This is a genomic window from Streptomyces sp. NPDC088915, from assembly GCF_044749825.1.
Taxonomy (GTDB): domain Bacteria; phylum Actinomycetota; class Actinomycetes; order Streptomycetales; family Streptomycetaceae; genus Streptomyces.
Genome location: NZ_JBIVIR010000013.1, coordinates 7,124 through 32,552 on the forward strand (window position 1 = coordinate 7,124; position 25,429 = coordinate 32,552).

Annotated in this window: 3 protein-coding genes (1 of these 3 only partly in view); all 3 read right to left on the reverse strand. The window is 76.2% G+C overall.

Annotation, left to right across the window (positions count from 1 at the left end):
* Tightly spaced (each overlapping or abutting the next), the 3 genes in view from ACIP5O_RS23255 to ACIP5O_RS23265 form a layout consistent with a single transcriptional unit that may run on beyond the window.
* A complete protein-coding gene (locus tag ACIP5O_RS23255; RefSeq protein WP_401296299.1) occupies nt 1-9,171 on the reverse strand; it encodes a type I polyketide synthase in 9,171 nt (3,056 codons plus the stop codon).
* Nucleotides 9,168-16,115 carry an SDR family NAD(P)-dependent oxidoreductase gene (locus ACIP5O_RS23260; RefSeq protein WP_401296301.1) on the reverse strand — a complete coding sequence of 2,316 codons (6,948 nt, stop codon included), beginning with the start codon at nt 16,113-16,115 and terminating at the stop codon, nt 9,168-9,170. Before ACIP5O_RS23260 ends, ACIP5O_RS23255 begins: the two co-directional genes overlap by 4 nt.
* On the reverse strand, nt 16,112-25,429 hold the final stretch of the coding sequence (locus ACIP5O_RS23265; RefSeq protein ID WP_401296303.1) for an SDR family NAD(P)-dependent oxidoreductase. 10,203 nt of this gene lie beyond the right edge of the window; 9,318 of the gene's 19,521 nt are visible here — the last part of the coding sequence; its start codon lies off the right edge, out of view; it ends in the stop codon at nt 16,112-16,114. The genes ACIP5O_RS23260 and ACIP5O_RS23265 overlap by 4 nt, the downstream gene beginning before the upstream one ends.

Consider the following 25,429-nt stretch of genomic DNA (forward strand, 5'->3'; position numbering starts at 1 on the left):
TCAGGCAGGGGACGCGCTCAGGTGCTCGACCACGAGGTCGGCCAGCACCTGCGGTGTCGGGCACTCGTAGAGGAGGTCCGCGGGCCACTCCAAGCCGGTCAACCGGGTGAGGTGATCGCGCAGTTCGAGCGCGGTGACCGAGGTCAGACCCATGTCGAAGAACTCGCTCTCGGCGTCGATCTCGGACGCGGACCCGTACCCGAGCACAGCGGCCGCGAGGCCCCGCACACCGCCGAGCACGGCCTCCCCCCACTCCGCGCGGGGGAGTCCCGCAAGGGTGGTCCGGAGTTCGGAGTCCTGAGGCTGCGGACCGTCGGGCCGGGGCTCCGGCTCCGGTGTGAGGTCCGTCGCCTCTTCCGTGGGCTCCCCGGGCTCCCCGGGCTCCGCGGCCGGCGCGGTTCGCGTCGCGTGTGCGGCGTCCAGGAGGCGTACGGCCGTCTCGTCGGTGGACATGGCCCGCCACAGCCCGCTCACCGCGGCCCTCGGGTCGAGGTCGGGGTGGACCGCCACGGCGAGCGAGGCTCCCGCTTCCCGCGCGGTCTCCCCCACGGACACGACGGCCACCAGTGGCGCCGCCACGTCCTCGAACCCGCTGCCGGCCCGGACGATCGCCGCCGCGATCCGTACGGTCCCCTCCGCGTCTCCGAGCTCCAGGGCGCCAGGCGGGCGGTCGGCACCGCCGGCGACCAGGCAGCGCGCCCCCGACCCGAGCACGGCGTCGACGGTCGCCGCGGTGAGCGCGTCCGCCGGGCCGGCCACCAGGACGTCCCCCTCGGGACGCCACGCGCCGGTCCGGCCCAGCGGCTCGTAGGCGCGCACGAACATGCCGTCCGGCTCGATCCGGGTCTCCCGGTAACCCCCGGCGACGGCCGCGCACAGGCGGCTGCGCGCGGGCGCGTCGAACTCCTTCGGGAGGGTCACGGCGTGGTCGCAGGCGGGCACCGCACCGCCGCCGTCGACGAGTGCCCACCGGGGCACCCCCGGCTCGGCGACCGGTTCGGTCCCGGGCAGGGCCACCACGAGGTCCGGGCGCCGGGCGCCGCCCGAGCGGACCCGGGCCCCGTGCCGGACCAGGGCGCCCGCGACCGCATCGGCCAGGTTCTCGTCGCCCGCGGAGGGGGCGAGCAGCAGGACGTCGTGCGCGAGTTCGGGGGCGGGGCCGTCCGGCACCCGCTTCCACCGCGCCCCCTCCAGGACCGGCGCCGCCGCTCCGGAGCGCAGCCGGCCGAGGGCGTCGAGCACCTGGGCCGGTGTCTCGTCGCCCCGCAGGTCCAGCAGATCGAGGGCGGCGCCGAGGTCGGAGCTCTCGACGGCCGACCAGAAGGGACCGAGCGCGGGCGCCCGCTCCCCCGCCTCCGTCACGGGTGCGGGCGCGGGCGCGGCCTGCGCCACGGCGGCCGGCTCGGGCCAGTAACGGCGGTCCTGGAAGGCGTACTTCGGGAGCCGCACCGGGGTCGTCGGCCGCCCGGCGTGGACGGCCGCCCAGTCGGCCTCCGTTCCGTGGGTGTGCAGGACCCCCAGGGCCTCGACGGCGGTGCGCACGTCGTCGCGGTCGCGGCGCAGCAGCGAGACGGGGCGCACCGGGTGGCCGGGCAGGCACGCTTCGACGGCCGGCGCGAGAACGGTGTCGGGCCCCAGTTCCAGGAAGGCCGTGGCTCCGTTCCCGTGGGCCTCGCGGACGGCGTCGAAGAAGCGCACGGGGCTGCGTAGTTGGTCCACCCAGTAGTCGGGGGTGTCCATGGCGTGGGAGGTGCGGACGGTGGAGACGACCGGGATCCCGGGCCGTCCGAAGCGGATCCCGGCGGCGGCGGCCCGGAACTCGGCGAGCGCCGGTTCCACGCGGGGCGAGTGGAAGGCGACGTCCACACGCAGCCTCCGCGTGCGGTGGCCGCGCTCCGAGAGTTCCCGGGCCGCGGCGAGGACCTCCTCCTCGTCCCCGGACAGGACGACCGAACGGGGTCCGTTGACGGCGGCGACGCCCACGCGGTCGGTGCGGCCCTCCAGGACGGCGAGGACTTCCTCCTCTGTCGCCCGTACGGCCACCATGGCTCCGCCCGCGGGCAGTTCGCCGAGGACCCGGCCGCGGGCGGCGACGAGGGCGGCGGCGTCGGCGAGGGGCAGCAGGCCCGAGACGCAGGCCGCCGAGAGCTCGCCGATGGAGTGCCCGATCAGGAGGTCGGGGGTGACGCCCCAGCTCGACAGCAGCCGGAACTGGGCCATTTGGAGGGTGAAGAGGGCCGGCTGGGTGTAGACGGTGCGGTCCAGCAGGTCCTCCCGCTCGAAGACCGCTTCGCGCAGGGGGGTGTCGAGCCGGAAGTGGGCGGACACCTCGTCGAAGGCCTGCGCGTAGACGGGGAAGGTCTCGTACAAGCCCCTTCCCATCGCGGGGAGCTGGCTGCCCTGCCCGGTGAAGAGCAGGGTGAGCCGCTGCCCGGTGGCGCGCGCCCGGCGCAGGCCGTCGGCCGTGCCGTCGGACGCCAGGGCCGTGAGGGCGGCGCGCCGCTGCTGTGCGTCGGCGCCGGTCACCATGGCCCGGTGGCGGTGGGCGGCCCGGGTGGTGGACAGGGCCCGCGCCACGGCGGGGAGGTCGGAGGTGTCCGATTCCAGCAGTCGCCGGGCCTGTCCGCGCAGGGCCTGCTCGGAGCGCGCCGACAGCAGCCAGGGCACGCCGTTCAGGGCGGGCAGCGGCTCCGGGGTGTCCTCGGGGCTCGGTGCCTGCTCGATCAGCACGTGCACGTTGGTGCCGCTGATGCCGAAGGAGGAGACTCCCATGCGGCGCGGCCCGGTCTCCTCGGGCCATGGGCGCGCCCGGTCCAGGAGGGCGATGTCGCCGGCGGTCCAGTCGACGTGCGGGGAGGGCTCGTCGATGTGCAGGCTGCGGGGCAGCAGGCCGTTGCGGATGGACAGGACCGCCTTGATCACTCCCGCGATGCCGGCGGCCGCCTGGACGTGGCCCACGTTGGACTTGAGCGAGCCGAGCAGCAGTGGGGCCGGCCGGTCCTGGCCGTAGACCGCGAGGAGTGCCTGCGCCTCGATGGGGTCGCCCAGTGCCGTGCCGGTGCCGTGCGCCTCCACGGCGGCGACGTCGGCGGGGAGCAGGCCGGCCGCGGCGAGGGCCGCGCGCATGACCTTCTCCTGGGCTGCGCCGTTGGGGGCGGTGAGGCCGTTGCTGGCGCCGTCGGAGTTGAGGGCGCTGCCGCGCAGTACGGCCAGCACCTCGTGGCCCCGGGCGCGGGCCCTGGAGAGGCGTTCGACGAGCACCACTCCGGCGCCCTCGCCCAGTGCGGTGCCGTCGGCCGCGGCGGCGAAGGGCTTGCACCGTCCGTCGGCGGCCAGTCCGCGCTGGCGGCTGAACTCGACGAAGGGCACCGGTGTGGACAGCACGGTCACTCCGCCGGCGAGCGCGAGGTCGCACTCCCCCGCCCGTACCGCCTGGGCGGCGAGGTGCAGGGCGGTCAGCGAAGAGGAGCAGGCCGTGTCGACGGTGACGGTCGGGCCTTCCAGCCCGTAGGTGTAGGCGACCCGTCCGGACAGGACGCCGCCGCCGACGCCCGGGGCGAGGAAGCCCTCGGCGGCCGCGTTCTCCAGGAGGCGGCCGTAGTCCTGGTACATGGCGCCCACGAACACGCCGGTCCGGGTGCCGCGCAGCGAGGCCGGGTCGATGCCGGCGTCCTCGCAGGCCTCCCAGACGGTTTCCAGCAGGATCCGCTGCTGCGGGTCCATCGCGACGGCCTCGCGGGGCGCCACCCCGAAGAAGGCGGCGTCGAAGTCGGTCGCGTCGGCCATGAAGCCGCCGTGCCGGGTGTAGGTGGTGCCGGGGGCGGCCGGGTCGGGGTCGTGGAGGCGCTCCAGGGGCCAGCCCCGGTCGTCGGGGAACGGGCCGATGCCGTCGCGTTCGGAGACCAGCATCTCCCAGAGGTCGTCGGGTGTGCGGACGCCGCCGGGGAGCCGGCATCCGAGGCCGACGAGGACGACGGGGTCGTCCGCGTCGGCGGCCGGGGCGCGGACCGCGGGAGCGGCCGCCGGGGCCCCCGCGAGGAGTTCGTCCAGGTGGCGGGCGACCGCCGCGGGGTTGGGGTGGCTGAACACCAGGGTGGCCGGCAGGCGCAGGCCCGTGGCTCCGGCGAGCCGGTTGCGCAGTTCGACGGCGGCGAGCGAGCCGAAGCCGGCGTCCTTGAAGGCCCGGCCGGGGTCGACCGCCTCCGGCGAGGCGTGTCCGAGGACGGTGGCGGTGTGCCCGACGACCAGGTCGAGCAGCGTGCGCAGGCGGTCGGGGCCGGTCTTACCGGCGAGGCGGGCGGCCAGTTCGGAGACGGCGGCGGCGCCCCCGGGGGCGGCGTTGCGGCGCGCCGGCTTCCCGGACAGGTCGCGCAGCGGCGCGGGGACGTCCTCTCCCTGTGCCCGCAGGGCGCCGGGGTCCAGCCTGATCGGGGCGAGCACCGGCTCGTCCGAGGCCAGGGCGGCGTCGAGGGCGGCGAGGGCGTCCGCGGTCGGGAGCGGGTGGAAGCCGGAACGGCCCAGGCGGGCCCGGTCGACGCCGTCCGTCATGCCGCTGGTGGCGTCCCACAGGCCCCAGGCCAGGGAGATCCCGGGCAGGCCCTCGGCATGGCGGTGGCGGGCCAGGGCGTCGAGGCCGGCGTTGGCGGCGGCGTAGTTGGCCTGGCCGAGGCCGCCGAGGATGCCCACGGCCGAGGAGAACAGCACCAGGCGTGCCTGGGGCAGCAGTTCGTGGAGGTGGAGCGCGGAGTCGAGCTTCGCCCCGAGCACGCGGTCGAGGCGTTCGGGTGTCAGTCCGGTCACCAGGCCGTCGTCGAGGACGCCGGCGGCGTGGACGACGGTCGTGAAGGAGGCTCCGCCGGCCAGTACGGCGAGAGCGGCGCGGTCGGTGACGTCGCAGGCGACGGCCCGGACCTGTGCTCCGGCCCCGGTCAGTTCCTCGAGGAGGGCGGCCATGCCGGGTGCCCGGGAGCCTCGTCGGCCGGCCAGCACCAGGTCGCGTACGCCGTGTGCGTGGACGAGGTGCCGGGCGACGAGCTGCCCCAGGGTGCCGGAGGCACCGGTCACCAGGGTCCTGCCGAGCTCGCCGGTCCTCGCCGGTGCGGGGAGGGCGCGGACCAGCCGGGGCGCGGTCGCGGTCCCGGAGGTCAGGGTGAGCTGGGGCTCGTCCGTGGCGAGGGCGGCGGGGATCGCGGCGAGGGTGGTCTCGTCGAGGTCGGCCAGGTCCAGCAGCCGGAAGCTGCCGGGGTGTTCGAGCTGGGCGGACCGTACGAGGCCCGCGACGGCGGCCTCCGCCACGTCGTGGTGGACCCGGCGGGTGACGAGGACGAGCGTGGAGTCCGTGCGGCTCTCGTCCGCCAGCCAGTCGTGGACGAGGGTGAGCGCGGCGCGCACGGCCTCTGCGGGCTCGCCGGCCGGAGCGGGCACCAGGACGTGGCGCGCGGGGTCCTGGGTGGGCTGCTTCCCCAGCTGCCGGGAGAGTTCCGGGTCGCGTACGGCGTAGTCCTCGTGCCCGCCGCCGGGCAGGGCCCGGGTCACCGGTTCGGGGCGCAGCAGGTCGCCCCGGTCCGGGCGGCCGAGGGCGCCCGCCGGAAGCTCGCGGAGCACGAGGGTGTCGACCGAGGCGACGGGTGCCCCGGTGGTGTCGGTGAGGGTGAGGCGGACGGCGTCGGGGCCCGCGGCGGACAGGGTCACGCGCACGGTGTCGGCACCCGCGGCGTGGAAGCGCAGGCCCTGCCATTCGAAGGGCAGCGCGGGGCGGCGACCGTCTCCCGTGGTGAGGAACCCGCCGAGGGCGACGGGGTGCAGGCACGCGTCGAGCAGGGCCGGGTGGAGGGTGAACGCGCCGGCTTGGTCGGCGTCGGGCAGTGCGACCTCGGCGTGGAGGTCTCCGTCACGTCCCCGCCACAGCGCCCGCAGGCCGCGGAAGGCCGGGCCGTAGCTCAGCCCGGCGTCCTCCAGGGTCGCGTAGAGGGCTTCGACGTCCTGGGGTTCGGCTCCGGGCGGCGGCCACTCGGTGGTGGCGGGGACCGGTTCGGCCGCGTCGGGCCGGAGCACGCCGGTGGCGTGCGTGGTCCAGTGGCCCGCCCCGGTGAGGGTGTGCAGGGTCAGTCCGCACGAGCCGTCCGCGGCCGGGGCCGTGACGTCCACGCGCAGCCGGATGTCGCCCTCGTCGGGGAGGAGGACGGGTGTCAGCAGGGTGAGCTGGTCGACGGCGGCGCAGCCGGCCTCGTCCGCCGCCCGGGAGGCGAGCTCCGCAAGGGCCGCCCCCGGCAGGACCACCTGTCCTTCGACCGTGTGGTCGGCGAGCCAGGGCTGGGCGGCCGTGCCGAGTCGGCCGGTGAGCACCAGGCCCTCGGCGGCGGGCAGGGCGGCGCGCAGGACGGGGTGGTCGACCTCGTCGAGGCCCAGGGCGCCGGCGCCGCCGGCACCGGGGCCGGGGCGCAGCCAGTACGGCTCGGTGAGGAAGGTGGTGGTGGGCAGGTCGATCCGGCGGGCTTCGGGCCAGAGCACGGACCAGTCGGGGCGCACGCCCTTCACGTACAGCCGGGCGAGGGCGTGCAGCAGTTGCTCGGGGCCGCCTTCGTCGCGGCGCAGGGTGTGGGCGAGGGCGGTGTCGGTGCCGAGCGCGTCGACGGTCTCCTGTGCGCCGGTCGTGATCACCGGGTGGGGGCTGACCTCCAGCAGGATGGTGCAGTCGCGCCGGACGAGGGCGGTGACCGCCTCGTCGAAGCGGACGGTCTCGCGCAGGTTCCGGTACCAGTAGTCGGCGTCGAAGGCGTCGGCGGCCTCGATCCAGCGGCCTTCCACCGAGGAGAAGAAGGGGATTTCGGGGGCGAGCGGCCTGACGGCGGCGAGGGCCTCCAGGACCTGTGCGCGGACGCCTTCCACGTGCGCGCTGTGCGAGGCGTAGTCCACGTCGACGCGCCGGGCCCGTACGCCGTCCTCGTCGCAGGCGGCGAGGAGTTCGTCGAGGGCGTCGGTGTCGCCGGAGACGACCACGGAGGCCGCGCCGTTGACGGCGGCCAGCGACAGCCTGCCGTCCCAGCGGCGGAGCCGGTCGCGTGCCTCGTCGGCGGGCAGCGCGAGGGACACCATGCCGCCGCGGCCCGAAAGGGTGGTCAGGGCGCGGCTGCGCAGGGCGACGACGCGGGCGGCGTCCTGGAGGGTGAGGGCGCCGGCCACGCAGGCGGCGGCGATCTCGCCCTGGCTGTGCCCGGCGACGGCGGCCGGGTGAACGCCGAGGGAGCGCCACACCTCGGCGAGGGAGACCATGACGGCGAACAGGGCGGGCTGGACGACGTCGACCCGGTCCAGCTCCTGTTCGCCGCGCAGGACGGCGGTCAGCTCGAAGTCCACGTGGGGGGCCAGGGCGCGCTCGCACTCGGCCATCCGTTCCCGGAACACCGCGTTGGTGTCCAGCAGGCGTACGGCCATGCCCCGCCACTGCGAGCCCTGGCCGGGGAAGAGGAAGGCGACGCCGCCGCTCGGCCCGGTGGTCCCTTCGACGACGGTGGGCGAGAGCCGGCCGGCGGCCAGGTCGTCCAGTGCGGCGAGGAGTTCGGTCCGGTCACCGCCGAGGACGACCGCGCGGTGCTCGTGAGAGGCGCGGGTGGTGGCCAGGGAGAGGGCCACGTCCTCGGGGCGCGGTTCCCGCGGGTGCCCGGTCAGGAAGGCGGTGAGGGTGGCGGCCTGGGCGCGCAGTGCGGCGTCGGAGCGGGCGGACAGGGTCCAGGCCAGGGGGCCGGGCCCGGCGGGCGGCGTCGCGGGGCCCTCGGCGCTCGCCGCGTCCGCCCACCGGTCGTCGGGCCGTTGGGCGGCCCGGTCGTCCACCGGTGCGGGAGGTTCCTCGAGGATCACGTGGGCGTTGGTGCCGCTGACCCCGAAGGAGGACACGGCCGCCCGGCGGGGTTCCGTCCCGGCGGGCCAGGGCGCGTCCTCGGTGAGGAGTTCCACGCCGCCCGCCGACCAGTCCACGTACGGGGTCGGGGAGTCGAGGTGCAGGGTCCGGGGCAGTACCCCGTGCCGCATGGCCATGACCATCTTGACGATCCCTGCGACGCCCGCGGCGGCCTGGGTGTGCCCGATGTTGGACTTGACCGATCCCAGACGCAGCGCCCGGGTGCGCTCCCTGCCGTAGGCGGCGAACACGGCCTGGGCCTCCACCGGGTCCCCGAGGGGGGTGCCGGTGCCGTGTGCCTCCACCGCGTCGACCTGCTGGGGAGTCAGGCCGGCGTCGACGAGGGCCTCGCGGATGACGCGCTGCTGGGCGGGGCCGTTGGGTGCGGTGAGGCCGTTGCTGGCGCCGTCGGAGTTGACGGCGGTGCCCCGGACCACGGCGAGTACGCGGCGGCCGGCGGCCAGGGCGGTCGCGAGGCGTTCGACGACGACGACGCCGGCGCCTTCGGCCCATGCGGTGCCGTCCGCCCCGGCGGCGAAGGGTTTGCAGCGGCCGTCGGGGGCCAGGCCGCGCTGGCGGCTGAACTCCACGAAGGCGGCGGGGGTGGCCATCACCGTGGCCCCTCCGACGAGGGCCATGTCGCACTCGCCGCGGCGCAGGGACCGGACGGCCAGGTGCAGGGCGACGAGCGACGAGGAGCAGGCGGTGTCCACCGTGACGGCGGGGCCGCGCAGGCCCAGCTGGTAGGCGACGCGGCCGGAGACGACGCTGCCGGCGCCCTGGGCGCCCGGGTAGTCGTGGTGCATGACGCCGGTGAACACGCCGGTGCGGCTGTCGCGCAGCGAGCTCGGGTCCAGGCCGGCGCGTTCGACGGCCTCCCAGGAGGTCTGGAGGATCAGCCGCTGCTGGGGGTCGGTGTGGAGTGCCTCCTTGGGCGAGATCCCGAAGAATCCCGCGTCGAACCGGGCGGCGCCGTGCAGGAATCCGCCCTCGCGGACGGTGGTCGTGCCCGGGTGGTCGGGGTCGGGGTGGTGGAGCGTGTCCAGGTCCCAGCCCCGGTCGCCGGGGAAGGGCGTGATCCCGTCCCGGCCCTCGGCGACGAGTGACCACAGGTCGTCGGGGGACTCGACGCCGCCCGGGTAGTGGCAGGCCATGCCGACGATGGCGACCGGTCCGGCGGAACGCTCCTCCACGTCGCGCAGCCGCTGCCGCGTCGACTGCAGTTCCGCGGTCACCCGGCGCAGGTAGTCGCGGAGCTTGTCCTCGTTGGTCATCGGGAGCGTTCCTCCAGTCCCGGCAGCGGGCTGCCGAGCTCGGCGTCGATCAGGGCGAAGACCTCGTCGTCGGTCGCCGAGGCGAACGCGGTGACGGGTTCCGTCGCGGTGTGGGGTGTCAGGTGGTCGAGCAGGCCGCGGACGCGTTCCGCGGTGCGGTCGCGGGACACGTCGTCCGTGGCCGCCGCCGTGAGGGCGGCGGCCAGGCGGTCGAAGGCCGCGAACAGGGTCGGCAGGTCGGTCGCCCCGGACGCGCCGGCGAACCGCTCGTCGAGGTGGGTGACCAGATCGGCCGGGGTGGGGTGGTCGAAGACGAGCGTGGCCTCCAGCGAGAGGCCGACAGCCGTGCCCAGCCGGTTGCGGAACTCGATGGAGCTCAGCGAGTCGAAGCCGAGTTCCTGGAAGGACCGGTCGGATTCGATCATGGTGGGGTCCGCGTAGCCGAGGACGGCCGCGGCCTGTCCCCGGACCAGCGCCGACAGCCTGGCGCGCCGCTCGTCGGGACCGAGGCCGGCCAGGCCCGGGTCGGCGGCGGGAGCTGCCGCCGCGGTGCGCACCAGGCTGCGCAGCACGTGCGGTACGACGGCGGCCGGACCGCGCCCGAGCCGCAGGACGGTGACCGCCGGCTGCGGGCCGGCGAGGGCCGCGTCGAGCAGGCCGAGGGCCGCCTCGGTGGGAAGCGGCTCGATGCCGCCGCGGGCCAGGCGGTCCCGGTCGGCGGCCATGCCCTCGTCGAGCGCCCACGGCCCCCAGGCCACGGAAACGGCCCGGCGGCCGGAGGCGGCGCGCTGCCGGGCGAGGGCGTCGAGGAAGGCGTTGGCGGCGGCGTAGTTGCCCTGGCCCGGTCCGCCCAGTACGCCCGCCACCGAGGAGAACAGCACCAGTTCGGCCTCGGGCAGCAGTTCGGCGAGGTGGGCCGCGCCTTCGGTCTTGGGCCGCAGCACCCGCTCCAGGCGCTCCGCGTCGAGGGCGGTGACCACCCCGTCGTCGAGTACGCCTGCGGCGTGTACGGCCATGGTCACCCGGCGGCCGGCCAGCAGGGTCTCCAGGGCGGCGCGGTCGGCCACGTCACAGGCGGCCGCCTCGACCCGGGCGTCCAGCCCCGCCAGCCCGGCCGGGACCCGGCCGCTACGGCTGACCAGCAGCAGGTCGCGTACGCCGTGCCGCTCCACGAGGTGACGGACCACCGGTCCGGCGAGGGCACCGCTCGCACCGGTCACCAGGACGGTACCGACCGGGCGCGGTGCGGGCTCCTGCGCCGTGGCGGGTACGCGGACCAGCCGGGCTCCCAGCACCCGGCCGTCGAGCAGGCGCAGGTGCGGCTCGTCGGAGCCGAGCGCGCGGTGCAGCGGCGCGAGGTCCTCGGCGTCCACGAGGCCGAAGCGGCCGGGGTGCTCGGACTGGGCGGAGCGCACCAGTCCCCAGGCCGTCGCCGAGGCCAGGTCGGGGGCGGTGGTGACGAGGACCAGCCGCGCGGACGCGAACCGCCGGTCGGCGAGCCACTGCTGGAGCCGGCCGAGCACCTCGGTGGCGAGGGCGCGGGCGGTGGCCGGGGCGCCGTCGGCGACGCCGGACGGGGCGGTCCGGACGGGCAGGACCACCACCGGCGGCACGTCCGTCAGGGCGTCGAGGTCCGCGGCCCGCACCAGCCGGGCCCCGGAGGCCTCCAGGGCGGCGCCGATCCCCTCCGGGTCCGGGCCGACGACCGCGTAGCGGGCCCCCGGTACCGGCTCGGGGGTCTCGACGGGCAGCCACTCCACCCGGTGGAGCGGCTCGGCCGGGGCGTCCGCCCGGCGCAGCACCACGGAGTCGACGGAGGCCACGGGCGCGCCCGTGTGGTCCGTGAGGAGGAGCTCGACCGCGTCGGCCCGGTGGTGGACCACCCGTACCCGGGCGGCGGTCGCCCCCGGGGCGTGGACGCGTACCCCCGACCAGGCGAACGGCAGGTAGGGGCTGTCCCCGTCGAGGGCCGAGGTGAGGGCCACCGCGTGCAGGGCGGCGTCGAGGAGCACGGGGTGCAGCGCGGGCGCCCCGGGGCCGGCGTCGGCGACGCCGTCGGGTACGGCGACCTCCGCGAAGACGGCGTCGGCGGTGCGCCAGGCGCGGCGCAGGCCCCGGAAGGCGGGCCCGTACCCCGTGAGCGTCTCGTAGAGGCGGGTGACGTCGAGCTCCTCGGCGTCCCCGGGCAGGGCCGGGACGGCCGGGGGCTCCTCGGGTGCGGGGGCGAGGACACCGGTGACGTGGCCCGTCCACCCGCCGTCCCGGGTGCGGGCGTGGATCCGGAACTCCCGCGTGCCGTCGGGCCGGGCGAGGTCCGCCACGAGGCGCAGGTCGGCCTCGCCCGATGCCAGCGGCGTGTGGATGACGAGTTCGGTGATCCGCGGGCAGTGCAGCCGGGCTCCCGCCCGTAGGGCCAGGTCGACGAAGTACGTCCCGGGAACCAGCACGACGCCGTCCACGGTGTGGTCGGCCAGCCAGGGCTGCTCCGCCGTGGAGAGCCGCTCGCCGAACACGTGTCCGTCCGGCAGTTCGACCTCTTCGGCCGCGCCCGGCGAACCCTTGGTCGAGGCGGGGGTGGTGTCGACCCAGTGGCGCTCGCGGGCGAAGGGGTAGCCGGGCAGCGAGAGCCGCCGCGGCCGGTCGGGCACGGGCAGGCTGATCGCGGCGCCCTCGACCCAGGCCGGAGCCAGCTCGCGCAGGTCGTCGCCGTGGACCGGGGCGGCGGAGCGGCGCCTGCGTCCGCGGTGGCAGCCCGTACCGGTGCGGAGCGCGTCGGCGAACTCGGCCGTCGTCGTGGCGACGACGGCGAGCCGCTCGTCGAGGTGGTCGCGGCCGGACCAGAGGGTGAAGGCGAGCGCCGCCGGGTCCACGCCGCCGCCGGTACCGGTGAGGCGGCGCGTCAGCTCGGCCGGGGTCGTCCCGCCGTCGACGTGGAGCCGGACGCCGAACTCCTCCTCGACGCGCCGGGCGAGGCGGGCCAGGCGCGGGTAGTCGAGGCCGAGTTCCGCGAAGGGTTCACCGGGATCGACGGGGAAGCCCACGGCCTCGGTCAGGATGCGTTCCAGGGCGTCGGGGTCCGTGCCCCCGCCGGCCCGGTCCAGGTGCGCGAGCAGTCGCGCCACGGTCTCGTCGAGCCGGGTGGCGTCCTTCGCGGAGAGCACGAAGAGCCGGGGGCGGTCCGCCTCCGGGGCCCGCGGGCCCCGCGCGGGCGGGTGTTCGGCCAGCACCACGTGGGCATTGGCGCCGCCCGCGCCGAAGGAGCTGATCGCCGCGGTGAGCGGAGCGTCCACGGGCGGGTTCCAGGGTTCCAGGGTCCCTTGCACGCGGAACCGCGAACCGGCCCAGTCCACTGCCGGGTTGAGCGGCTCGGCATGCAGGGAGGGCACCAGTTCGCGGTGGCGCATCTGGAGGACGACCTTGGTGAGGGCGGCGATGCCCGCCGCCGACTCCAGGTGGCCGATGTTCGACTTGACGGAGCCGATGGGCCAGGGTCCCGGGCCCGCGCCGACGGCGTCGAAGGCCCGCTCCAGGGCGGCGACCTCGATCGGGTCGCCCAGGCTGGTGCCGGTGCCGTGGGCCTCCAGGTAGCCGAGGCCGGCGGGGTCCACTCCCGCCGCGGTGAGCGAGTCGCGGACGAGGGCGGCCTGGGAGGCCGGGTCGGGCACGGAGAACCCACCGGTGTGGCCGCCGTGGTTGAGGGACGTACCGCGGATGACGGCGTGTACGTGGTCTCCGTCGCGCAGCGCGTCGCGCAGCGGCCTCAGCAGCACCACGCCGACGCCCTCGCCGGGCACGTAGCCGTCGCCGCCCTCGCCGAAGGCCCGGCAGCGGCCGTCGGTGGAGAGGAAGGACGACTGGCTGAGCAGCAGGTACTTGTTGGGGTGGACGTGCAGGTTGACGCCTCCCGCGAGGGCGGCCTCGCACTCGCCCCGCCGGATCGCCCCGACGGCCAGGTGCAGCGCCGTCAGCGAGGAGGAGCACATGGTGTCGAGCGCGACGCTCGGCCCCTTGAGGTCGAGGAAGTAGGAGACGCGGTTGGCGATCGACGCGCTGAACGACGAGGGCACGAGGCCCGGTTCCCGACGGACGCCGTACAGTTGGTACTGGTTGTACATCACGCCCGCGAACACGCCGACGGCGCGGCCCCGCCAGGCGGAGGGGGCGTGTCCCGCCTCCTCGAAGGCGTGCCAGGCCTCCTGGAGGAACAGCCGCTCCTGCGGGTCGAGGACGGCGGCCTCATGGGGCGAGATGTGGAAGAAGGCGGCGTCGAACTCGTCGATGCCGTCGACGAATCCGCCCCAGCGGCCGTACGAGCGTCCGGGCACGCCCTTGGAGTCGCTGTGGATCGCACGGTGGTCCCAGCGGTCGGCGGGCACCTCGGTGATGCCGTCGCGTCCGGCCCTGAGGTTCTCCCAGAACTCGTCGAGCGTACGGGCGCCCGGGTAGCGGCCGCTGATCCCCACGACGGCGATCGCGTCGTCCTCGTCACCGGTGCCGTCGGGGGCCTCCGGCAGGGGGGTCGCGGGGGCGGTGCCGGCGATGTCCGCCCCGGCCGGAACGGCGGGGGCGAACCGTTCGGTGATCTCGGCCGCCGAGCCCACCAGGGCCACCAGGTGCGGCCGGCCGCTGCCGACGGCCCGCAGCATGATGTCCACCGCGGTCGGGGTGTCCATGGCCTTCAGGCCCATCCGGCGCAGTGCGCGGTCGTCGAGCCGCATGCCTCCGTCCGACCAGCCGGGCCACCCGATCGACACGACCCCCGGCTTGCCCTCGGCGAAACCGTCGAGGAAGGCGTTGGCGCAGGCGTAGTCGGCCTGGCCCTGGTTCCCCCAGGCGGCGGCCGTGGACGAGCAGAGCACGAGGAAGTCCAGCCCCAGGCCCCGGGTGGCCTCGTACAGCAGGCGGGTACCGGTGACCTTGGGCGCCAGTACGGTGCGGACGTCCGCGGCGCTCTTGCCCGCGATCAGCCCGTCGCGCAGCACACCGGCGGCGTGCACCACCCCGTCCAGCGCGCCGAACCGGGAGAGCGCCCGGTCGACCACGCGACGCACGTCCTCGGCACGGGAGACGTCCGCGCCGACCGTCTCCACCTCGGCCCCGAGGGCGGTCAGTTCGGCGCTCAGCGCGGCGGTCGCCGCGGAGTCGGCGGCCGTCCGTCCGCAGAGCACGAGCCGGGCCCGCACGGTCCGCGCCAGGTGCCGGGCCAGGGACAGGCCCACGCCGCCGAGCCCGCCCGTGATCAGGTACACGCCCCGTTCGCGCAGCCGGGCCGGGTGGTCCGGGGCCGGGGCGGGCAGGATCTCGCGCACCAGACGCCGGCCCGCTTCGTAGCGCACCTCCGCGTCGGGCACGCCCGCGGCGAGCTCGGCCAGGGCATCGGCACGCTCCGGGGAGCACACCACCGCGGCGCGTACGCCGGGCTGCTCCCGGTGGAGCGTGCGCAGCAGACCCGCGACCGCCGAGGCCGCCGCGCCCGGGGGCAGGTGGCAGACGATCCGTACGGGGTCGCGCCGGTGGCGCAGCAGGGCGGCGGCGAAGCCGGTCAGGGCGACGGCCTCGCCCTCGACGTCCTGCGGATCGGCCGGGGTCCAGAGCACGTCGCAGGCGTCGTGTCCGGTGAGGAGCACCGCCCAGTCGCGCCCGGTCCGCGCGTCGACGGTCAGCACGGAGGCCGGTGCCGGAGCGGGAGGCGGAGGCAGCGGCGCGTCGCGCCAGCGGGGCTCGAACCAGACCACCTCGGCGGGCACGTCCTCGCGCACGTCCTCGCGCACGTCCTGCCCCTGCGGCGCCGCGACGGGCCGGCGGGCCCCGGCCGCGGGCAGTTCGTACGCGCCCAGGTACGCGACCAGGGCGTCGAAGGAGCTGTGCTCGAACAGCAGGGTGGGTGAGAAGTCGGTGCCGTACGCGCGCTCCAGGTCGGCAGCGATGCCCAGCAGCGCCGTCGAGTCCAGGCCCAGCTCGTAGAAGCCCGCCTCCTCGTCGAACCCGGCCCGGCCGAGCCGCTCGGCGAGCAGGCCGCGCACCAGGCTCGCCGTGGTCTCCCCGTCGGGCACCGCCCCGGACGGTGCGGTCCCGGTCGGCTCCGCCGCGCGCGGGGAGCCGTCCAGGCGGGTGATGGCGTCCTCCTCGCGGACGCGCTTCGAGGTCAGGCCCCGCAGCCACAGCAGGACGCCGCCGTCCGGGTCGAAGAACCGCAGGTCACAGGTGGTCAGGTCGCCGGCCGGGCCGGTGGCGCGGGGCGGGGTGGCGTGCACCAGGGTGCGGGCCCCGACCGGCCCCCGGGCCCGGAAGGAGTCGATGAGCATCGGGATGTAGGGCCGGGCCGCCCCGCCGACCGCGGTCGTGGCGAACTGCGTCGGCAGCAGGGTCGAGGAGTCCAGCGCGGCCGGGTGCAGGTGGAAGTAGTCCGCGTACGCGGCGGCCTCCGGGCCCAGCGACAGGTCCGCGAGCAGCTCGCGGTCGCCGACGTGCAGGGTGCCCCGGGCACGCATGAAATCCCCGTGCTCGATGCCGGTCCCGCGGACGAGCGCGTAGAGGTCGGCCATGTCGGCCGTACGGGGCGTGCCCGCGCGCAGGGCGGACAGGTCGACGGCCTCGGCCGGGAAGGGCACGTCCAGGTGGAGCCGGCAGTCGAGGACCGGCTCGGTCTCGCCCGTGGGGCGGCGGGTCCCGGTGACGGAGACCCGGTGGCCGTCCGCGTCCGCCGTGAACTCCACCCGCAGCTCGGTGTCGAAGTCCGGGCCGGCGGCCACGGGGTTGCGGAACAGCACGCGGCGCAGCTCCACGCGGGAGGTGTCGACGCCACGGGCCCGCAGGATCCGGTAGATCATGTCGAGGAACGACACTCCGGGCAGGATGCGCGTGCCGTGGACGCGGTGGTCACGCAGCACCGGGTCGGTACCGCGCACCACCACGGAGCAGGTCAGGCCGTCCAACGGGTTCATTTCTTTCCTTCCGGCACGGCGGAGAACTCGAGCTCGAAGAACGGCGCGGGGGCCGGTGCGGGCGTTCGCGCGGGCGGTTGTGCGGGGGTGTGCGCGGGCGGGTCGAACCAGAAGCGCCGCCGCCGGTAGCGGGGCGGGTCCAGCGGTCCGCGCGCGGGGACGTGGGCTTCGGGTGCCTGGCGCACCACCATGTGGGCGTTGGTGCCTCCGAACCCGAAGGAGCTGACGGCGGCCCGGCGCGTACCGTCGCGGCCCGTGAACCCGCGCGGCTCCCGTACGGGGAACAGCGGCGACTCCTCGAAGCGGAAACGGCGGTTGAGGGTCGCGCAGTGCAGCGTCGGCGGCAGCTGGGCGTGGTGGACCGACAGCAGGACCTTGATCAGTCCGGCCATTCCGGCCGCGCTGAGGGTGTGTCCGATGTTGGTCTTCACGCTGCCCACGCCGCAGAAGCCGACCTCGTCCGTGCGGGCGCGGAAGGCCTCGGTGAGCGCCTTCAGTTCCATCGGGTCGCCGATCATGGTGCCGGTGCCGTGGGCCTCCACGTAGCCCAGCTGGGCCGGGGAGACACCGGCGTCGGCCAGGGCCGCCTCGATCACCTCGCGCTGGGCGCGCGGGTTCGGCGTCGTGATCCCCATGGTGCGGCCGTCGTTGTTGACGGCGCTGCCCTCGATCACCGCGTAGATCCGGTCGCCGTCGCGGACGGCGTCGGACAGCCGCTTGAGCAGCAGCGTGCCCGCGCCCTCGCCGAGGACGATGCCGTCGGCCCGCTCGTCGAACGTGTGGCAGCGCCCCGTGGGCGACAGGGCGCCCGCCCCGCTCATCCCGACGAAGGGCACCTCGTCCAGGAGGATGTCGACCCCGGTCGCGAAGGCCAGGTCGCACTCCCCGGTCCGCAGGCCGGCGGCGGCCATGTGGACGGCGACGAGCGCGCTGGAACAGGCCGTGTCGACGACGACGGACGGTCCTCGCAGGTCGAGGTGGTGGGACAGCTGCGCGGCGATGAAGTTCTGCGCCATTCCGCTGATCGAGTGCGGACCGGCGGCGGCGACGTGCGCCCCGAAGTTCGCCGCACGGGCGCCCGCGAAGACGCCCACGCGGCGGCCCGCGACCTCCTCGGGGGTGAGTCCGGCGTCGGCCAGGCATTCCACGCCGGTCTCCAGGACCTGCCGGACCAGGGGGTCGACGTGTGCGGCCCCGGCCGGGTCGATCCGGAAGTGCTCCGGGTCGAAGTCCTCGATGGCGTCGAGGAATCCGCCCCACTTGCTGACGGTGGTGCCGGGCCGCGGGTCGGGCCGCCAGAAGCGGTCCTTGTCCCAGCGGGAGGGCGGCACCTCCGTGACGGAGTCCGTCGCGGACATCAGGTTCCGCCAGAACGTCCCGTGGTCGGGGGCGCCGGGGAAGTGGGCGGCGATGCCGATGACGGCGATGTCCTCGCGCCGCGCGGCCGCTCCGGCGACGGGGGCGCCGGACGCGACGGCCTCGGCCGGGGCCGGGGCCGAAGCGGTGGCCTCGGCCGGGGCCGGCGGGACGGCGGGCGCGACGGCCGGGGCGACGTCCTCCGAAGGGGTCGCGAGGTCCGGCACCCGGTCCCGCAGGGCCTCGGCGAGGAGGGCGACGGTCGGGTTCTCCAGGATGGTCGAGGGCTCCGCGACGACGCCGAGCTCCCGCTCCAGCGCGGCGAGGATCTGGGCGATCATGATCGAGTCCACGCCCAGGTCGGCGAAGTCCTCGTCCCCTCCGATCGCATCGGGGTCCAGCCGGAGCGTCGAGGCGATGACGCCGGTCACGCGGCGGACGAGGCCGTGCGCGGCCGGTCCCCCGCGCGGGGCCGCCGACGGAGCCGGCGCGGGCGCCGTCCCGTCCGGCCGACCCGGCGCGGGCACGTCCGACAGCCGGGCGGCGTCGAAGCGTCCGGCGTCCACGACGCAGGGCAGCACGACCGGGTCGGGGCCGCTCATGGCACGGTCCAGCAGGTCCAGGCCCTCCTCCGGGGCGAGGGTGCGCAGGCCGAGGTCCCGGTAGGCCGGGGTGTCGACCTCGGGCATGCCGGCCGCTCGCCAGCTCGGCCACTGCAGCGACCGGACGACGGGGGCGGAGTCACCGCCGGTGGCGGTGCGGTACTCGGCGACGCGGTCCAGCACGGAGTTGGCCAGCGCGTAGTCGCTGAGGCCCGCGGCCAGCGCGGGCACGCCGCCCGCGACGGACGAGTACAGCACGACGAAGCGCAGCGGGTCGCCGGCGCAGCCGTCCAGGACGGCCCGGAGCCCCGTGGTCTTCGGTTCCAGGACCCGCCGCATGTCCTCGGTCCGCTTGCCGATGAAGGCCGGGTCGCGCATGACGCCGAGTCCGGCGCAGTGCACGATGCCGACGATCGGGCCCATCTCGCGCCGGGCGCGGTCGAGCACCTCGGCGATCCCGTCCAGCGGGCCGGTCTCGACCTCGATCCGGACTCCGGGGCGTTCCAGGGCCGCGAGGTCGCGCAGCCGCGCCGCGAGGGCCGGATCGGTGCCGGGATCCGCGAGGAGCGCGGGCCACTCGGTCCGGGCGGGCAGCGGGGTGCGGCCGAGGAGCACGAGCCGGTCGGCGCCCCGCTCGACGAGCCGGGCCGCGAGCAGCCGGCCCAGCGCGCCGGTCCCTCCGGTGATCACGACGGTCCGGCCGGCCAGGTCCGCGGACCAGTCGGCGGAGGCGGGCGGCCCGTCGGCGGGGCGCAGCACCGGCCGGTGCCGTACGCCCTCCCGTACGCAGGCCTCGGTGACCGGGTCGGTCGCCGCGAGTTCGGCGGCGGCCGCCGCGCGCAGCGCTTCCGGCTCCAGGGTGTCGACGTCGAGGGTGCGTGCGGACAGGCCGCGGTACTCGGCCGTGAGCATCCGGACGAGGCCCGCGTAGGCGGCGCCGCGCAGGGTGGGCCGCTCGGTCCGGAAGGCGGTGAGCCCCCGGGTCAGGTGGAGGTAGGCGAAGCCACGGGTGCGGTTCTCGGTGACCAGTTCGCGCAGGAGCGCGATCCGCGCCCAGTCGGGCTCCGGCGCGGTGAGCGGCGTGTCCGACACGTCGGCGAGGTCGATGACGGCCGTCGCGGACCGGGCCGCTTCCGCGATGCGCCGGGCGGCGTCCTCGTCGCCGTCGTCCGTGCGGACCACCGTGGCGGCGGGTCCGAAGGCCTTCGTGGCGAGGGACTCGTTCTCGGCGCGGGCCAGCACCAGGACTCCTGCGGGCAGTTCGGCGGGGGCCGACGGGGCCGGCTCCCACCGCTTGACCAGGAGCAGTGCGGAGTCCTGCGGGGCCGGCGCGCCCGCGGTGGCGTCCTGCGCCGTGAGCCAGTGCCGCTCACGGGCGAACGGATAGGTCGGCATGGACGCCGGCCGCGGCCGGTCGGTGCGCAGCGCGGCCCAGTCGATGTCGGCGCCGTCCTCCCAGAGCCGTGCGAGCCGGTCGAGCCGTCCCTCCCTGACCAGCCGGGCGAGGTACTCGGCGCCCTCGGGTTCGGACAGCCAGGCGTGGTCGGCGTCCGTACCGCCGGGAGCGTGCCCGGCCGCGAGGTGGCCGGCGAGCCGGTCGCGCAGCTCGCGGGTGGAGCGGGCGACCACGGCGAGCCGGGCGGCCATGGGGACGCGGGCGACCTGGGAGGTGTACGCGAGGGAGGCGAGCGACGCCGCGGGCACGTCCGTACCGCTGCCGTCGATGCCGCGGTCCGCGTCCGCGTCCGCGTCCGCGTCGAGGAACTCCACCATCGCGGCGGCGTACCGGCGCAGGGCGGCCTCGTCCCTGGCCGACAGCAGGAACACCTCTTCCGCGTCGTCCCGCGGCGGGGCCGGGGGCGCGGCGGGCGCCTCCTCCAGGACGACGTGCGCGTTGACGCCGCCGAAGCCGAAGGAGCTGACGCCCGCGCGCAGCGGCACGGGCGCGCCGTCGGCGTCCGCGGGCGCCCACGGGGTCGTCTCCCGTACGGGCCGGAACGGCGTGCCGGTGAAGTCGATCAGCGGGTTGAGCGTCTGGAGGTGCAGCGTCTTCGGCAGGGTGCGGTGCCGCATCGCCAGCACCACCTTGATGACTCCGGCGACGCCCGCGGCGGGCTCCAGGTGTCCGATGTTGCTCTTCACGGTGCCGATGCCGCAGGGCGTGGCGGGGCCGTCGGCCAGGGTCCGGTGGGCCCGGACGAGCCCGTCGATCTCCACCGGGTCGCCGAGGGAGGTGCCGGTGCCGTGGAGTTCGGTGTAGGACACCGTCCCGACCGGCACCCCCGCGTCCCGGTAGGCCTCGACCAGCAGGGCGGCCTGGGCCAGCGGGTTGGGGGCGGTCAGCGAGGAGGCGTGCCCGCCGTGGCCGACCGCACTGCCGCGGATCACCGCGTGCACGCGGTCGCCGTCGGCGAGGGCGCGGGAGAGCGGCTTGAGGACGAGTACGCCCACGCCCTCCCCCTTGACGTAGCCGTCGGCCGTGGCGTCCAGGGCCTTGCAGCGGCCGTCCGGGGAGAGCACCCCGAGCTGGTTGCCGGCCACCACGGTCTGCGGCGAGAGCACCAGGCTCACGCCGCCGGCGACGGCGAGTTCGCTCTCCCCCGCGCGCAGGGCGCGGACGGCGCGGTGCAGCGCCACCAGGGAGCTGGAGCAGGCGGTGTCGATGCTCTCGCTCTGGCCCCTGAGGTCCAGCAGGTACGAGATGCGGTTGGCCAGGACGGTCCGCGCGAGGCCGGTGCCCGCGTGGGGGTTGACCTGCTCGCCGCGCAGGACCATCGACTCGTAGTCGTTGAACTGGACGCCGGCGAAGACGGAGACGCGGCGGCCGGCGAGCAGGTCGGCCCGGCAGCCCGCGTCCTCCAGGGCGGCCCAGGTGTGTTCGAGGAACAGCCGGTGCTGCGGGTCCATGACCTCCGCCTCGGCGGGCGAGATCTTGAAGAACCGCGCGTCGAACCGGTCGACGTCGCTCAGGAAGCCGCCCCAGCGGGCGGTGCCGCCGAAGCGTCGGGACACCTCCCGCCAGTCCCAGCGGTCGGCGGGGGTCTCGGTGATCAGGTCCTCACCCGCCCTGAGGTGCTGCCAGAACTCCGCCAGATCCGCCGAGCCCGGGAAGGCTCCGGACATGCCGACGACGGCGACGGCGTCCTCCCGGGCGGGCGCGGTGGACGGAACGGCGGAAGGAGCGGCGGCGGGGGCGGTGACGGTGGCGGGCGGGGCGGCCGGTTCCGCGCTCGCGGTGGCGGGCGTCCGGTTCCGTTCCGCCAGGGAGGGGTGCTCCGCGAGCAGGTGCCGGGCGAGCCGCTCGACGGTGTTCTCGCCGAACAGGGTCGTCGTCGGCACCGAGACGCCGTAGCGCTCCTCCAGTGCCACGGAGAGGGACTGGAGCCCGAAGGAGTCCAGTCCGTACTCCCCGAAGCCGGCCTCCGGGTCGAGCGCCTTCGGTGCCAGGCCCAGCAGTTCGGCGACGAGCTCCCGCAGCCGTTCGGTCAGCTCGCCCGCGTGCGCGGGAGCGGCGGGGGCGGCGGCCGGCGCCGGGGCGGCCGGACGGGCGCGGTGCCCGTGCTCCCGGATCCGCATCGCCTCGACCTGCTCGCGCATCCGCCCGGGCGCTCCGGGCAGTACGGCGACCTGAGGGCGTCCCAGCCGCAGGACGAGGTCGAGCAGCCGTTCGCCCTCCTCGGCCTCGAGGTGGCGGAAGCCCGTGTCGGCGAGGTAGCGGCGCTCGTCCTCGGCCGCCACGTGCATGCCTCCGGCACGCCACATGGGCCAGTCGACCGAGACCGTGTGCCCGCTGCGGCGGCCCGCTGCACGCAGGGCCGCGCGCTCCTCGGCGAAACCGTCGAGGTAGCGGGCGCCGACGGCGTAGTCGACCAGGCCGTAGTCGCCGAGCTGCCCGGCCAGCGAGGAGTACAGGACGAACAGGTCCAGCGGTTCGTCACGGGTCACCTCGTCGAGGACACGGGTGCCCTCGAAACGGGCCCGCAGGTGGGAGCGGAACTCCGCGAGGTCCTTGCCGGGCAGCGGTGTGCGCGAGGCGGTCGCCGCCAGGTGGAAGACCCCGTGCAGCGCGCCCCACTTCTGCTTGACGTCCGCCACGACGCGGGCCATGGCGGCCTCGTCCTCCACGGACGCCTGGAAGTAGGCGACGTCACCGAGGGCACGCAGGCCGGAGAGTTCCCCGGCCCGGTCCGCCGCGGAGGAACGGCCGGTGAGGGCCACGCGGGCGCCGCGTGCCAGCAGGGTGCGGGCGAGCAGGAGCCCGAGGCCGCCGGCGCCGCCGGTCACCAGGTGGACGGTTCCCGGGCGCAGCGGGGACTCCGTGACGGGGCTCGGGTCGGTCTCCGTGAGCACGCGCACGGTACGGCCGGTCGCGGAGAGGCGCACGGCTGCCGAGGAGAGCCGCTCCGCGGCCACCTCGGCGAGCAGGGCCGCCGGTTCGACCGGGCCGGTGAGGCGTACGACGCCGAAGGCGGTGCCGGGCAGGGCGGCGCGCAGCGAGGTGTCGAACCCTCCCCAGGCCTCCGCCGTGGCGCCCTCCGGCACCAGGACCTGGATCCGCGCGGCGGCGGCCCGGGAGGCCGTCATGGCGCGCACGAGCAGGAAGACCGACTCGATGCCCAGGTCCGGGCGCTCGGGGTGGAGCAGCGGCCACCCTTGCACGATCCGGTCCGCGCCGGCGGCGAGCAGCCGGGCGTAGTCCTCGGCCTCGCCGGGGCGGATCGTGACGGTGGAGCCCTCGTCGGCGTACGTGGATCCGGCCCGTACGGTGACGGCACCGGGGACCGGAAGGTCGCCGAACACCAGGGTGCGGCCCGGGTGCGGGGCGGCGGGCGGCACGGGCTCGGCCATCCATTCGGCGGTGAAGAGGCTGACGGGTGCCCGGCCGGCCGGGCCGTCGGCCGCCCCGGAGCCGGACTCGGAAGCGGCCCCGGCGTCGGTCCGGGCGACGGACCCGACGGAGGCCCTCGGCTCGGTCGCCGGGACGGTCGCGGTGGCCGTCGCCGGGACGGTCGCCGGCGCGGCAGCCGGCGCGGGGGCTCCGTCGGTGAACCAGTACCGCTCGGAGGCGAAGGGGTACGGCGGCAGCGAACGCAGCTTCGGCGTCCGCTCCCACCGGGCGGACCAGTCGACGGTCGCGCCGCGGACCCACGCGGCGGCGGTCTCCTCGTCGCTCCGCCCGTCGAACGGCGCACGGTCGGCGTGCCGTTCCACGCGCCCCTGGTGGACGCCGGCGAAGTCCCCGGCGAGGAAGCGGCGCAGGGTGTCCACCGCGTGCTCGCCCGAGTCCGCGACGAACGCCAGGCGTTCGGCGTGTTCGGTGCGGCCGGACTGGAGGGTGCGGGCGGTGCCGGCGAGGTCGTGCTGCCAGCCGTCCCGGGTGTCGACGAGGGAGCGGGCGGTGGCCCGCAGCCGCTCCGGGTCGCGGGCGGAGAGGACGAACACGGCCGGGTGGCCGGACGGCGCCGGCGCGTCGGCCGGGTACTCCTCCAGCACGACATGGGCGTTGACGCCGCCGTAGCCGAAGGAGCTGATCCCGGCGCGGCGCGGGACACCGGGCGCCACGGGCGTCCAGTCACGTGCCTCCACCGCGATCTCGCAGGCCGTGCCCTCCAGCGCCAGGTGGGGGTTGAGTTCCGGGCCGTGCGGGTCCCCGGTGATCCGTCCGTGCCGCATCGACAGCAGGACGCGCAGCACGGCGGCGATGCCGGCCGCCGGCTCCAGGTGGCCGATGGTGTTCTTCAGGGCCCCCAGAGCGCAGTGCGGGGCGGCCGGAGCCGGGTGGCCCCAGTCGCGGTAGAGCTCGGCGAAGGCCTGGCGCAGGCCGTTGGTCTCGGCGGGATCGCCGATGACCGTGCCGGTGCCGTGGGTCTCGATGTACCCGATGGTCGCCGGGTCGACGCCCGCCTCGCGGTGGGCCTTCACGATCACCTCGGCCTGACCGCGCGGGTTGGGCGCGGTCAGCGAGTTGGAGCGGCCGCCGTGGTTGACGGCGGTGCCGCGCAGGACGGCGAGCACCGGGTTGCCGTCGGCGCGTGCGCGGCTCAGCCGCTTGAGCACGACGGCTCCGACGCCCTCGCCGCGCACGTACCCCGCGGCGTCCTTGTCGAAGGCCCGGCCCACCCCGTCGGGGCTGAGCATGCCCGCCCGTTCGAGAGAGGCGAAGGTGACCGGGGACAGCATGAGGCTGACGCCGCCTGCGACGACCGTGTCGCAGTGTCCGAGCCGCAGTGCCTCCGCCGCACGGTGCAGGGCCACGAGCGAGCTGGAGCAGGCGGTGTCCACGGGTTCGCTGGGGCCCCGCAGGTCGAGGTGGTACGAAATGCGGTTGGCCAGCATGGAGGGCGTCAGGCCCGTCGAGGAGTAGGCGTCGGCGGCCGTGTCCGAGCGCTGCACGAGCTCGGCGTACTCGGACGAGCCGACGCCGACGAACAGGCCGGTGTCGGTGCCGGCGAGGCGGGTCGGGTCGATGCCCGCGTCCTCCAGCGCCGACCACACCGTGCGCAGCAGCAGCCGCTGGCGGGGGTCCATCCAGCGGGCTTCGCGGGGCGAGATGCCGAAGAACAGCGGGTCGAAGCGGTCGATGTCGGGCACGAAGCCGCCGCGGGTGATCCGGGTCCGGTCGGGGTGCAGGGCCGGGTCCCCGTAGTGGGCGCCGGTGTCCCAGCGGTCGGCGGGCACTTCGGAGAAGAGGTCGCCGCCCTTCTGGAGGGCCGCCCAGAACTCGTCGAGGTTCCGTGCGCCGGGCAGGGTGCCCGCCATCCCGACGATCACGACGGGGTCGTCCCCGGCCGGCGGTTCCGGCGTCGCCGGGCCGGCCGGCAGGGGCGCGGCGGCGTCCGGGTGCTCGTCCTCCAGCCACGCGGCGAGCGCGGCGGGGGTGGGGGTGGCGAGCAGCTGGTCGGGGCCGACGGGCACGCCGAAGGCGTTGGAGACCTCGTCGGCGAGCCGGATGAGGCCGAGGGAGTCCAGGCCGTGCTCGTGGAAGGAGTCCGCCGGGTCGAGGTCGGCGGGGGCGTATCCGCTGACCGTGCCCAGCAGGGCCAGTACGGCGTCCCGGATCCGGGCGCCCCGGGCGGGGGCGTCCGCGGTCGCGGGTGCCGTCGGGGCCGCGGGGGCCGCCGGTGCGGGGAGGGCGGCCGGGGTGACGGCGTCGATCCAGCAGCGGGTCCGCGCGAAGGGGTATCCGGGCAGGGACAGGGCCGGTACCGGACCGGGTCGGCCGGCCTCCCAGTCGAAGACCTCTCCCGCGGCCCAGCGGCGGGCCGTGTCGTGCGGATCGGTCGCGGACGGCACGACCGCGACGCCCGGCTCGGCCGTCACGACGCCGGTGTGGCCGCCGGGCCGCCCGGCGAGGAA